The organism is Cutibacterium granulosum (assembly GCF_900186975.1).
Lineage (GTDB): Bacteria > Actinomycetota > Actinomycetes > Propionibacteriales > Propionibacteriaceae > Cutibacterium > Cutibacterium granulosum.
The window spans coordinates 273,398-285,995 of record NZ_LT906441.1; the positions used below are offsets into that span (position 1 = coordinate 273,398).

The following is a 12,598-nucleotide window of genomic DNA, read 5'->3' on the forward strand; positions in this document are numbered from 1 at the left end:
CGTGGCATGCTTGCAGGGATGACTGGCTCACCCATCCCTGATCCTGCTCGTAGCGGAGGTGGCTCCTGCGACGCCGTCAATCCGCTGGTGGCCCAGGCACCCCAGACCGTCCACGTCGACCATCGTCAGGAGCGCAGTGCGGTACTGGCTCCCTGGCCTGCCTGGTTTCCCCACCAGTACCGAGAAAAACTCCAGGAACACGGTATCTCCACTCCTTGGCTCCACCAGGTGAAGCTTGCCTGCCTGGCCCAGGCAGGCAAGGACTGCGCCATCTGCACCTCGACGGCCTCCGGCAAGACGCTTGCCTATCTCATGGCCGTCATGGCAGCCACTGCCTGTGATCCGCCGGTGTGTCCGGATCGTCCCCACCCGCGACCGGCTCGGCTCCCGGAGTCCCTGAGGAGCAGATCCACCGAGCTTGCCACGTCCCTGCGCACCAGGCAGCGGCACAGCGCCTTGTACCTGGCACCGACGAAAGCCCTGGCCCATGACCAGTTGCGGGTGTGCCGGGAGCTGGGCCCGCAGGACTGGGCGGTGACCACACTGGACGGCGACTCCGAACGAGCCGAACGCAGGTTTGCCCGGGAAACTGCACACTACGTCCTCACCAACCCTGACATGCTGCACAAGGCCGTCCTGCCCAACCACTCCTGGTGGTCTGGGCTGCTTGGTTCGTTGGAGTACGTCGTCATCGACGAGGCACACCGCTATCGCGGGGTCTTCGGCGCCCATGTGGCCCAGGTGCTGCGTCGTCTGCGTCGACTGTGCCGCATGTACGGATCCGACCCGGTCTTCATCCTCTCCAGTGCCACCTCGACGAACACTGCTCAGGCCGGTGCCGCACTCATCGGCGTGGAGCACGTCGAAGTCGTCGACGAGGATTCCTCTCCCCAGCCAGCCAGGGACGTCGTGCTGTGGCAACCCGAACAGTCCTTGAGCGAGGATGCGGCTGCCTTGGTGGCACGGTTGGTGGACCAGGGTTGTCAGACGATCTGCTTCGTGCAGTCCCGCACCGTGGCCGAGGTGGTCGCGGTGCACGCCCAGGATCAGGTGACCACCGGCGGCGTCGTCGCCGCGTACCGCTCGGGATACCTGCCCCAGGAACGTCGCGATCTTGAGGCCGGGCTGCAGTCGGGCCGGGTCAACGCCGTGATCGCGACGAACGCCCTGGAGTTGGGGGTGGACATCTCTGGAATGGATGCCGTGGTCATTGCCGGGTACCCGGGACGTCTGTCGGCGTTCTGGCAACAGGCCGGACGCGCTGGGCGGTCGGGGCGCCGATCCACCGTCGTCCTCATGGCCAGGGAAAACCCGCTGGATCAGTACTTGGTGCAACACCCTGAGCTCATCTTCTCCTCCAGTGTCGAGACGACGGTGCTGCACCCGGACAACCCTTACGTCATGGGCCCACATCTGGCTGCTGCGGCCCAGGAGGCATTCCTGCAGCCAGCCGACGAGGCGGTTTACGGCCCGTCCCTGGCCCAGGTGGAGTCGATGTTGGTGCGGCAGAAGGTGCTGCGGCAACGCGGTGAACGGCTGTACTGGACACGTCTGGATCGAGCTGTGGACGCGATTGACCTGCGTTCGATGGGCGGCCACGGCGTTGACGTCATCGATTCGCTCACCGGACGGGTGGTCGGTGTCGTGGATCAGGCTGCGGCTGATCGCACCGTCCATCCGGGAGCGGTGTACCTGCACCAGGGAGATCAGTGGCTCGTCGACGAGTACCGCCCGCAAGAGCACTGTGCCCTGGTGCACCGTGACCTTCCCGGCTTCTGGACCATGCCGCAGTCGGCCTCCAGCGTACGGATCGTCCGTGAGGATGCTCGTCAACCGTTCGGGCCGGGATATGTCGCCACCGGGCAGGTGGAGCTCACCAGCCAGGTGTTGGGGTACCTGCGTCGTGACGAGGTCACCAATGAGGTGTGGGACTCCATCGCCCTCACCATGGACAGTCACACCATGACGACGAGTGGAACGTGGTGGGTGATTCCCGATGGCGTGGTGGACGAGCTCGGACTCGACGCCGTGAAACTGGCTGGAGCCGCACACGGGGTGGAGCATGCGGCCATTGGGATGTTGCCGATGCTCGTGCCCTGTGACCGATGGGACGTCGGTGGGGTTTCCACGACGTCGCTGCCTGACACCGGGGCATGCACGATCGCCATCCATGACGGTCAGAGCGGTGGCGCAGGTTTTGCCGCAGCCGGCTACGACCGGGCTGAGCAGTGGTGGCACACCACTGCGTCGAGGTTGGCTGAGTGCCGTTGCGAGGCTGGATGCCCCTCGTGCATCGTCTCGCCCAAGTGCGGCAACTCCAACCAGCAGCTGGACAAGGAATCGGCTCGGCTGCTCGCCTCTCGGATGGATCCGTTGGGCACCCGCAGCACACGCTGAATGCAGCAGAGCATTTTTCCCCAGACATGCCTGGGGCAGTATCCGGTCCAGCCATACCATACGGGTGGAGCTTGGATGCAACGCGAACGCAGGATCGCGTCTGCGCTGCCGCGCCTTTCGCCGGACAGCGGCAACCCCCATACGCTCCCGCAGATGTGCGGCGACCCCCGGATTCCTGCCGCGAAAACACCTTCCAGGACTGATCATTTCTGTGGTCCCGCCAGCGATGTCACGGTGATCGTCCGGGGAGCGCGTGGGATGTGCAGCATGGGTCGCAGCTGCGCGGTGACGCTCACCGTCACGACGTAGTCGACGCTGCTGGCATCCACGGTGCACGATGACAGGGTGGTCTCATTGGCCTGGGCAGCCTTGCGGGCAACCGAACATGGCTCAATCCCCTTCTCGCGGGCCTGGGCGGCGGCCAGGGCAGCAATGTCTGCGCTGTGATGGGCAAGTCGTGAGGTGGAGTACCACCCGGAGATGATCATGGCGCCCCAGACCGCCACCACGACTCCCAGTGCCATCGAGGCCAACAGCACGGTCCCCGATCCTCGCTGAGCAGTGCAGCTGACACGTCGACGGTTGCCCACGTGCAACCTGTGGTCCTTGCGAGATCTGCTGGCACCAAATCCTCTGGCACCAGGCAGTGACCTGCTCCTCGAGACAATCGTGAACCGCAGCCTCTGAGATGGAACCACGCATCTGGCGTATGTGGATCCCTCAGCGTGTCTCATGGCCCGTGTCGATGTTGCGTCGATGATCATTTGAGTTCACCGGGTTCCTGAGGTGCTGCAGCGCTGGCCTGCAGGTGAACTGGTCCGATCTTGCCCAGGGATCGATCCGTTGACACCGTCACACGTATCCACCCGTCCCGGGAAGCGGTGGTGATCCTGGCACCTTCCGGAGCCTTCCGCTGTGCCTGTTCAGCAGATTTGAGATCTCCTCGGGCACGTTGTTGAGCAATCTGGGAAGCGGTGACCCGGCAGGCGTCATGGACGATGACGAGGCTCACCGCCCACACCCCGGCAATGACTGCCATGGTTGCCGTGATGAGTGACACGGCCATCTCGGCTGTGACCATTCCGCGGCTCGCGTGTCGTGACCTGTTCATACATCCCCTCAGAGCTTTCCGAGACTTCCTGTGTGCCGAATCCTGATGCTGTTCCACTTGGTGTTTCCCGTGGGCCGCACCCTTACGTATTGATCGATTCCGGTGGGCCGACGGCCCGTTCGCCAGCCCACCGGGAATCTGCTTGGGGGATCACCGAGCCCCCACCGGACTGGGAGTTCAGGACGTCACTTGATCATGCCGGTGACGAAGGACACGGCCTTGAGGACGAGTCCCAGGAATGCCTTGAAGAACTTGGCATCCTGGAACACCTTGAAGAGCACCAGAGCGAGAGTCACCGCGGCCAGGATTCCAACGGCGTACTCCGCAGTGGCCATGCCACGCTGGGCCAGACGCCGCGACCTGCGCGGGATTTTGGTCGTGATGACAGGATCCATGCCGACGAGGTTGAGGGAGTGATTCATGAGTGTTCTCCTTCCGATACGGGCCAGGTGTCTCCTGACCACGCCATGCAGCAGCACTTGCCCGCTGCACCCTCAGTTGTCGTGACGCCGACATGGAATCGGACAAGGATTTTCCGTCCTGTGGATGGGCGCCTGCGACGTGGTTCTCGTTGTCCACAGGTCGGCTCGTACACAGCCGACCTGCGCATGCTCGATGAGACATGCCGAGACAGCCCCGTGCCTTGATGTTGGGGCTGACGTCACCTTGAGAGGGGGGTTCACGTCACCTTGAGAATGGTGCCGGCAATGATCGGCACCACGCCGACGAGGATGAACGCCGGTAGATGGCACACCGCAAGCGGGATGATGGCGTCCACCCCTGCCTTTCGCGCCTTCTTCTCGACCTGCTCACAGGCGTGCCGACGCATCTGCTCGGCATGGACTCGCAACATCTGCGCCACCCCCTCACCGGAGTTCACGGCTCGTGAGACATCGGTGGCGATCTCATGCCATCCCGGCTCGTCGGCCAACTCGGCCCATGCCCGGGCGTCACTCACCCCTACGGCAACCCTGGAACTGACGAGGGTGAGGTCTGCAGCGCACACGCCGGTGATGGCATCGGCGACCTCGGCAGTCGCACGTCGCAGTGGCACTCCCGCCTCCAACGCCCCGGCGAGCAGGGTGAGGACGTCGGGCAGTGTGGCGATGCGTTGCTCGATGCGGCGCCGATACGACGTCGTCTCAAGCTTCCCGGCACCGATCATTGCACCTGCACCAACCACCACTGCCACCACGCTGCTGATCCACATCGGGAGCTCGGCGACGAGGAACACGAGTGCCCCCGTGAGCACGCCGACCCCCACACGCACCGATCTGGCAGGGGCCCCGCGCACCGGTTCGGCCCAGTGCGGCACTGAGCGCCTGGCAGCGCGTTGCACACGTCTGGACGGGCTCGGCGCAATACCCACGTAGACAGCGACGGCACTGAGCACTGCCAGAATCGTGTTCATCCCAGAGCCTGCTTCTGCACGTGATTGGCCATGGCCTCACTCCACAGCACCCCGGCGCAGGACAGGGCGACAGCTGTGACCAGGCACACCTGCCCTGCGAGAGTACGAGTGAGGAAATGAGTGGGCCCCGATCCCACCGACTGCCCCAGGACAATGCCTACAGCAGGGAGAAAACCCATGAGTCGCCCACTTGCACGCGGTCCGGCGAGCTCGGATTCAAGGGTGGCAGACAGTCTGGCACGTCTGCTCGTTCCCTGCGCCACAGCATTGGCTGAAGCCGACAACGGGGCTCCCGTCGTCACGGCCAGCTTCCACGCATGGGCCAGCGGCGCCAACCCGCCACATCCAGGCTCGGCAGCAATGCCCACCAACGCCGTGGAAACGTCAGCGCCCACCTGCTGGGCCTGCAGCGCAGGGACCAGGATCGAGGTGTCGTGGGCAACCTGTTCCAGGGCCACCGCAGGAATCTCGCCGACGGACAACCGTCCTGCCAGTGCTCGGCAGGCCCGGGCGACCTCACGCTCCGTCCTCATGCACCGTCGACGTACCAGGTGATCGGCCCCCACCTTCCACACCGTGGCTGCCACGAGGACGGCCAACAGGGCCCACAATCCACCGGACACGCCAGCCACCATCACTGCCATCAGCAGTACCGCTGGCACCCAGGCCCATTTCAACCAGGTTGGGGCAGTCGTGGTCGTGGTGTCTGCACTGAGCTGGGTACGCTTCGGACCCATTGCGAACCACACTGCCGTTGCCATGAGAATCGCCGTGATCATGCTGCCCTCCGTGCCCTACGCGGTCTGCCCTGCCCCTGTACGACCCTGGACACCGTTTGTTCGCCGACGAGATCACCGAGCCGCTCCGCGCCCGGCCCTGGAGTGCACACCAGGTCTTCGTCGAAGACGAGCGCTTGAGTGACGACGGCACACCCGTCAACGTGCTCGAAGACGCCAATCTGAGCCAGTCTGCGGCCCTTGGGTCCTCTCACCAGGTGCAGCACCAGATGGAATGCTGCTGCCACCTGGGCATGTGCAGCCGGACGGTTCATGCCACTGAGTGCCGCCAACGCCTCCAAACGGGCCGGGACCTCCTGGACACCATTGGCATGCACCGTGCCGCAACCGCCCTCGTGGCCCGTGTTGAGGGCCATGAGCATGTCACGCAACTCGGCGCCACGCACCTCACCGAGCACCACACGATCCGGACGCATGCGCAGTGACTGACGCACCAGGTCGGTGAGACTCACCTGCCCACGACCCTCCGCATTGGCTGCCCGAGCCTCCAGGGACACCACGTGCTCATGGTCGGGGCTGAGCTCCCGGGAGTCCTCGACGATGACGATTCGTTCATGAGCTGGCACGCAGCCCAGCAGACTTGCGAGCAGGGTCGTCTTTCCCGAACCAGTGCCCCCAGTGACGAGGAATGCGAGTTTGCGGACGACAACCTGCTCGAGCAGGTGTGCCGTCTCGGCGGTCATGGACGAAGCCATCACCCAGTCGTCCAGACTCATCCGGTGGCGAGCGGGCACGCGCAGCGACAGGCAGGTGCCCGGTTTTGCCAGAACGTCGAGGATGGCGTGCACGCGCGTGCCGTCTGCCAGGCGGGCGTCCACCCACGGGCAGCCATCGTCGAGACGTCTACCGACTCCGGCTGCCAGCCGAACCGCCAGGGAACGCAACTCGTCGGGGCTGGTGAACGTGGTGTCGGTGAGCTCCAGACCTCGTCCTCGATCGATGTAGACCTGATCGGGTCCATTGACCAGCACATCGGTCACGCCGTCCAGGGCCAGCAATGGCTCGAGGCGGCCAGCCCCAGAGCTGGTACGTCTCAACTCCTCAACCACCGTGAGCACCGTGGAGTCCGACGCCACCCTCCCGATGGATGTCAGCGCCTGGGCAACATCCATCGGCGTCCAGACACGTCCCAGTCCAGCAACCACCCCGCGGACCTTGTCCACGTCCTCGCTGCTGATCACCTCGTCACCCACGACTCATCACCTTCTTGACGACGCGGCGACAGGTGGCCTGCCACACCCGGGAGGCCAACACCCAGGGCGCCTCACCCTGCTCCGCGGCTCGAGCCAGGCGCTCGTCCTGCCGCACCGTGAGCAGCGGATCCCGGTCGAGCACCGCAGCAACGTCATGACTGGACATCCTGCGCCCCGGCCCACGCCGCAGCAGCACCTCATCAGCCTCGGCACTACGCGCCCGAGCTGCGAGCAGGCCGCGCAGTTCCGCCGAGACGATGTCGTAGCGGCAGTCGATCGGCACACCGACGAGGTCGTCATCGCCAAGCTGGCCTCGGTCCAGCACCACCAGGTTCGTCTCAGCGGCCAGGGACTCCACGACCGACGACCGAGCTCGCGCCCCCACCTGACACGGATGCCGTCCTGCCGAGACGCACAGCACCGAATCCATCACGGGCAGGTGGTCAGTCAGGCCGCTCACGACCCCGCGAGCCGAGGCCAGTTCTGGCCACCGCCATCCCTCAAGTCTTTCTGCCCCCAGGAGAACGTCCAGACCCCCACCGCCGGGATCCAGCTCGACGACGGCACTCGACCAGCCCATCTGGACCGCAGCTCCGGCCACCCCTGCAGCCAGGGTGGACGCTCCGAGCCCTCCGGTGGCACCCCCGATGAGGACGACCCTCGCCCGGGTGGTCTGGCTCGTGCCGTCGCGCAACAGCTCGGCCAGTGTCGCATTGGCCTGCGGCACGACGATGACGCTGGCTCCCAACAGGGGAGACCACCGCACCACCTCCTGTGGGCTGTGCCCCACCACGTACACCTGATCGCGGGCTCCCAGCCCCCACGCGATGGCCGCAGCAGCGCTGTCCTGCCCCACCAGGACGAGCTGTGCGTCGGACCATTCACGCTCAGCGGAACTGCGATCGGAGACGACGCTCACCACCACCCCGACGCTGGCTGCCACCGAACCAATGATCTCTGCCAGTCTCTCATCGGAACTGATGAGCGTGACGCCGGGCGTCTCGTTGTTCTGCGGTGCCGACGTGACCTGTGTCTTTCCTGCTCTCACACCACTGGTTGTCGTGGTCGCACCGATCGACCGGCCAAGAGAATTGCTGCCTGTGGACAACGCCGCCACGGCATGACGAGAGGCTGTGGACAACTTTTTCATCCCTCGGATCTGCCGCGTATTTCTGCCAGTTCCTCACAATGCGGCCATGCCTGATGCCGGGCGTGGCCCGCTGTCTGTCGACCAGCCGGTTCCCTACAATGTGGCCATGCCATCTGCCACATCCATGCGCTTCCCCAGCGGGTCCCTGCAGTGGCTGTGCGGCGATCAGCTGCGCACCAACCGCCGACTTCTCGCCATCGAGACCGGTACTGGGCTGTGTCGCACCCTGGCCCAGTACGATGCAGACATCGTCGCCGTCAGCTCCGATCCGGCAACAGCGACCGTCACTCACCGCGTCGACGGGGTCAATGCCGTCTGCGCGACCGCCGACTCATTGCCGTTCAGTTCGGAGTCCTTCGACTCGGTGATCATCCATCAACGGTTCCATGAACTGGCGCCGGGGCTCGTGCTACCGCAGATCGCTCGAGTGCTGCGTCCCGGAGGAAGCCTCGGACTGTCGTGGCTGGTACGCGACGACACCGTGCCCTGGGTACGTCGACTGGCTGCCCTGCTACGCACCGTCGACCCCACTGCCATGACCGGTGAGTACGGCACCGAATCCATCAGCACACTCACGCAATCGCCGTACTTCCCGGACGTCGAGACCCGTAACCATCGCATCTGGATACCAGTGACCAAGGGCCAGCTCATCTCGATGTCGCTGTCCCGCCATGCCGTGGCCAGGCTCGACGACCAGTCCAAGAACGGTCTCACCCACCGGATCGAGGACCTCTACGACGACTCCAGCGGCCCGGTGGGCGAGCTGAGACTGCCCTACGAGCTGCAGTGCTGGCGCGGATGGGTGGACCACTCGAAACTCAGCGCACCTGCCAGGACCGAATCCCCGGGATTCGTCATCAAGATCTAGACCACTTGGATCATTCGGTAGAATTGCTCAACGGAGCGCCGGGAAGTCTGGTCGGCAGTCACTGTTCATCCACATGATCTGGAGGCCGGCCATTGGCTCACCGACGTCGCGAAACACTCTTCGGCCCAGTGTCGGGCCCCGATGCACTTCACCTTTCCGATGTCCTGCGCAACGAAACCACCGGGGGGCTTCTCATGCTCCTCGCCACGGTTGCCGCGTTGTTGTGGGCGAATCTTTCACATGAGTCGTACGAAGCATTTCGCGGCGTCACCATCGGGCCACTGTCCATCGAGAGCTGGGCAGCCGATGGGTTGCTGACGGTGTTCTTCTTCATCGCTGGCCTCGAGCTCAAACGAGAGTTCACCGAGGGATCACTGTCCCGCCCAACAGATGCGATGGTGCCGATCATCGCTGCAGTGTGCGGAATGCTCTTCCCGGCCGGGATCTACACCCTCATCAATGCCCTGACCCCGGGCGGGCACCCGGGAGGCTGGGCGATCCCGATGGCCACCGACATCGCCTTCGCCCTGGCGGTCCTGGCCATCGTCGGATCGGGAATGCCACAGTCGGTCCGAGCATTTCTGCTCACCCTGGCCATCGCCGACGACCTTGGATCCATCATCGTCATCGCCGTGTTCTTCTCCCATGGGCTGAACCTCGCATGGTTGGGTGGCGCGCTTGCATGCATGGCCCTGTGGGGCGTCCTCCAGCATCGGCAGCTCCTCGACAGCGGTTGGTGGTACGTTCCGATCTTCATCATCGGGTGGTGGTGCATGTTCAACAGCGGCATCCACTCAACGATCGCCGGTGTGATCTTCGGACTGCTCACCCGGTGCTCCGAGGACGAACTCAACGATCCCATCGACCGCTGGCAGCACAAGGTCGAGCCCTGGTCGGCCGGCGTCGTCGTACCGTTCTTCGCACTCATGAGCGCCGGAGTGCAGCTCACCAAGGACGCGCTGCGGGCCCTCGTCACCAACCCCGTACCACTGGGAATCATCGTCGGGCTCATCGTCGGCAAGAGCATCGGCATCTTCCTGGGGTCCTTCCTCACCGCCCGCCTCACGTCGGCGACCCTGGGTCGCGGTGTCGTGTGGGCGGACATCGCAGCCGTCGGAGTGCTGTCCGGGATCGGGTTCACGGTCTCGATGCTGCTGTCCGACCTCTCTTTCCCCAGCGACGGCTTCTACGCCGATGAGGCCAAGGCGGCCGTGCTCGTGGGATCGACGTTGGCAGCCCTGTTCGGCGCACTGTTGCTCACCTACCGCACCAAGCGTCACGACAAATGGCGCAAGGCCCATCCCGGGCAGATTCCACAAGCGGGAAAATTGCGCCGCTCACACGTCTGAGAGCTTATTTTGTGCACCTCGTGGGCAGTATCGGTCTGCTGGCATTAGGCTATGTCCCATACCGACCACGACAGACTCGGAGGCATCCATGGCAGAAAAGCGTCCTGTCAGCGAGATCATGGCAACTCTCAAGACCGATGGGCCAGCGCTGATCAAGGAGAATGTCGCCCTCGCCAAGGCCGAAATCAAGCCTGCCGTCAAGCACGCCGGCATCGGCGGTGGCATGTTCGCTGGTGCTGGCTACTTCGCCGTCATCGGCGCCAACATGATGTGGCTGTGTGGAGCCTTTGCACTGACCCTGGCCTGGCACGCAGCCGTCTCCAGCATCCTTCTGGCACTGGTGCTCGGCTTCGCCTCCGCCGCTGTCGCCCTGTTCCTCATCGCCGGCGTGGTTGCGCTCATCGGCAAGGCTCAGGTGTCCAAGGTCCAGCCGCCCCGGCAGTCCGTCGAGGAGGCCAAGCGCACCGTCGGCACCTTGAAGTCGGCCGTCTCCCGCGGGGTTGACAATGCCGGCGCAACCAACGAGATCAGCGCCTGACCACTGACGCCGAACCGTCTACCCAGCGAAGTGCTCGGCAGACGGTTTCGTGCTGCCTCCACGAGGCATGATCCTCCAGCCGATCCCACAGCCCCCAACAGCTCACCCGCCGCAGGTCCCGTCCCTCACCACGGGGACGCCCACCTGGGCAGACCGCTGAGCCGCGGATCCCATCCACCCTGCGCCGAAAGGCGGGCTCATCTGCCCCTGCGCCGAAAGGCGGGCTCATCTGCCCCTGCGCCGAAAGGCGGTCTCATCCACCCAGCGCCGAAAGAGGGCCGTCAGACTTCCGAGCGCACCGCTGCCAGCCTCAGCCGGGACATCCCGGAGAGGTCGTGTCAGCCCTAGGAATGCCGCTCCCAGGATCATCCATCCTCCGGTGTCGGTGCATCCTCACCACGAAATGGCGTCGGGATCTCGACGATTCTCCGCGTGTCCCACGGGCGCTCCCATCCGCCCAGCGACAGGACGGCGTCGAGGATGTGCCCGGTGAATCCCCAGATGAACAGCTCCGGCAGGTCGAATGCTGCTCCTCGTCCTCCGTTGGGGTGATGTGCACTGACACGTGTCCGCGGATCGGCCAGGGTGCTCAGCGCAATGCGATGGACCTGGGACACCTCTGCTGGGTCGACGACCCGCAGTCCCCCACCGGACTTGGAGCCACCACCGTCCCACATTCCCACGACCGTCGTCACCGTCGAGCGGCTCACGGGGACCGTGACGCGTGCCGGTAGGGTTCCGAGCACCTTCACCTGCGAGGCAGCCACACCAACCTCCTCTTGGGTCTCTCGCAGCGCCGTGACGATGAGATCGGGGTCGCCAGGCTCGTAGTGCCCACCCGGCAGACAGACCTGCCCTCGATGCCGGTGCACCGTTGACGACCGTGTGGTGAGGACGACGTCGGGGTCGGCACAGTCGCTGAGCAACACCAGCACCGCCGAGGAGAAATTTCTGTCAGCTGGCGGCGGTACCGGGACCTCTGGTGACAGGACTGCGCGTAGCTTGTCAAAAATGTTCATCGCACCTCACTTGATGGGCCCTTGGGACTGCGGGGGATCCGTCGGCCCCACCCCGAACGAGGGGCACGCCCGCGCCACTGGACAGGTTCCGCAGGCCGGACGACGTGCTCTGCAGCAGCGTCGGCCGTGCCAGATGAGACGATGACACAGCAGCACCCACTGCGAGGGGTCGAACAGTTCCGCCAGTTGGTTCTCGACACCACGGGCCGTCGTGGCGCTCGTCCAACCCATGCGACGCGTCACCCGCTGCACATGCGTGTCTGGGGTGATCCCCGGGATGCCGAAGGCATTGCCCAGCACGACATTGGCAGTTTTCCTCCCCACCCCGGGCAGCCTCGTCAAGGCGTGGAGATCGGCTGGCACCTCACCGTCCCATTCCTCGACGAGGATGGCGGACAGGTTCACCACTGCTGCGGACTTGGTGTGCCAGAAGCCCAGCGGTCTCAACACCTGTTCCACCTGGTCGATCGGAGCGGCAGCAAGGTGTCGGGCATCCGGCCACCGTCGAAACAATTCCTCAGTGACCGAATTCACTCGTTGATCGGTGGTCTGTGCCGAAAGAACGGTGGCCACGAGCAATTCGAATGGATTGCGATGATTCAGTTCACAGTGCGCATCGGGATAGCACTCGCTCAGCTGCTCATACATCTTGTGAACCTGGCTCTGCGACGCACGAGCAACCGATGCTGGGGTCTCCTGACGATCTGCGGGCATGGGTGCAGTCTATGGGGCCAACTACTCTCATATCAGTGTCGTCGCACATTC

At 64.7% G+C, this 12,598-nt stretch carries 13 protein-coding genes; 4 read left to right on the forward strand and 9 right to left on the reverse strand.

Annotated elements, in window-relative coordinates; translation table 11 throughout:
• Positions 1-18: 18 nt before the first annotated feature.
• Positions 19-2,397, forward strand: a complete 2,379-nt coding sequence (locus CKV91_RS01255) for a DEAD/DEAH box helicase (RefSeq protein WP_065860373.1) — start codon at positions 19-21, stop codon at positions 2,395-2,397.
• 203 nt (positions 2,398-2,600) lie between these two features.
• Here CKV91_RS01255 and CKV91_RS09300 read toward each other — a convergent pair whose 3' ends face one another.
• The 7 genes from CKV91_RS09300 to ssd all read right to left on the reverse strand — a co-directional run bounded on the left by CKV91_RS09300 (position 2,601) and on the right by ssd (position 7,957).
• Positions 2,601-2,936: an Rv3654c family TadE-like protein gene (locus CKV91_RS09300; protein WP_023034505.1), complete on the reverse strand. Its 336-nt coding sequence runs from the start codon at positions 2,934-2,936 to the stop codon at positions 2,601-2,603.
• Positions 2,937-3,157: 221 nt separating this feature from the next.
• On the reverse strand, positions 3,158-3,478 hold the full coding sequence (locus CKV91_RS01265; protein WP_021105147.1) for a TadE family type IV pilus minor pilin: 321 nt from the start codon (positions 3,476-3,478) through the stop codon (positions 3,158-3,160).
• Positions 3,479-3,693: 215 nt separating this feature from the next.
• Positions 3,694-3,930, reverse strand: a complete 237-nt coding sequence (locus CKV91_RS01270) for a DUF4244 domain-containing protein (RefSeq protein ID WP_021105148.1) — start codon at positions 3,928-3,930, stop codon at positions 3,694-3,696.
• 257 nt (positions 3,931-4,187) lie between these two features.
• The gene (locus CKV91_RS09655) at positions 4,188-4,919 is read right to left on the reverse strand and encodes a type II secretion system F family protein (RefSeq protein WP_023034508.1); all 732 of its coding nucleotides are present in this window, start codon (positions 4,917-4,919) and stop codon (positions 4,188-4,190) included.
• Positions 4,916-5,698: a type II secretion system F family protein gene (locus CKV91_RS01280; protein WP_021104018.1), complete on the reverse strand. Its 783-nt coding sequence runs from the start codon at positions 5,696-5,698 to the stop codon at positions 4,916-4,918. Before CKV91_RS01280 ends, CKV91_RS09655 begins: the two co-directional genes overlap by 4 nt.
• Positions 5,695-6,828 carry a TadA family conjugal transfer-associated ATPase gene (locus CKV91_RS01285; RefSeq protein WP_414836112.1) on the reverse strand — a complete coding sequence of 378 codons (1,134 nt, stop codon included), beginning with the start codon at positions 6,826-6,828 and terminating at the stop codon, positions 5,695-5,697. The genes CKV91_RS01280 and CKV91_RS01285 overlap by 4 nt, the downstream gene beginning before the upstream one ends.
• A 73-nt stretch (positions 6,829-6,901) precedes the next feature.
• Complete coding sequence (ssd, locus tag CKV91_RS01290; RefSeq protein ID WP_065860371.1) at positions 6,902-7,957, reverse strand: septum site-determining protein Ssd; 1,056 nt, start codon at positions 7,955-7,957, stop codon at positions 6,902-6,904.
• 208 nt (positions 7,958-8,165) lie between these two features.
• Here ssd and CKV91_RS01295 point away from each other — a divergent pair, with 208 nt between their 5' ends.
• The 3 genes from CKV91_RS01295 (at position 8,166) to CKV91_RS01305 (ending at position 10,814) form a co-directional block, all read left to right on the forward strand.
• Positions 8,166-8,927, forward strand: coding sequence for a class I SAM-dependent methyltransferase (locus tag CKV91_RS01295; RefSeq protein WP_036902830.1), 762 nt, complete (start codon positions 8,166-8,168; stop codon positions 8,925-8,927).
• Positions 8,928-9,019: 92 nt separating this feature from the next.
• Complete coding sequence (gene nhaA / locus CKV91_RS01300; protein WP_065860370.1) at positions 9,020-10,276, forward strand: Na+/H+ antiporter NhaA; 1,257 nt, start codon at positions 9,020-9,022, stop codon at positions 10,274-10,276.
• An 88-nt stretch (positions 10,277-10,364) separates the two neighbouring features.
• Complete coding sequence (locus CKV91_RS01305) at positions 10,365-10,814, forward strand: phage holin family protein (RefSeq protein WP_021105154.1); 450 nt, start codon at positions 10,365-10,367, stop codon at positions 10,812-10,814.
• 365 nt (positions 10,815-11,179) lie between these two features.
• Here CKV91_RS01305 and CKV91_RS01310 read toward each other — a convergent pair whose 3' ends face one another.
• Both CKV91_RS01310 and nth read right to left on the reverse strand, forming a co-directional pair.
• Positions 11,180-11,833 (reverse strand): NUDIX hydrolase, encoded by a 654-nt coding sequence (locus tag CKV91_RS01310; RefSeq protein WP_231933779.1) that lies wholly within the window; start codon positions 11,831-11,833, stop codon positions 11,180-11,182.
• 6 nt (positions 11,834-11,839) lie between these two features.
• Complete coding sequence (nth, locus tag CKV91_RS01315) at positions 11,840-12,481, reverse strand: endonuclease III (protein ID WP_036977647.1); 642 nt, start codon at positions 12,479-12,481, stop codon at positions 11,840-11,842.
• Between the last annotated feature and the right edge of the window lie 117 nt (positions 12,482-12,598).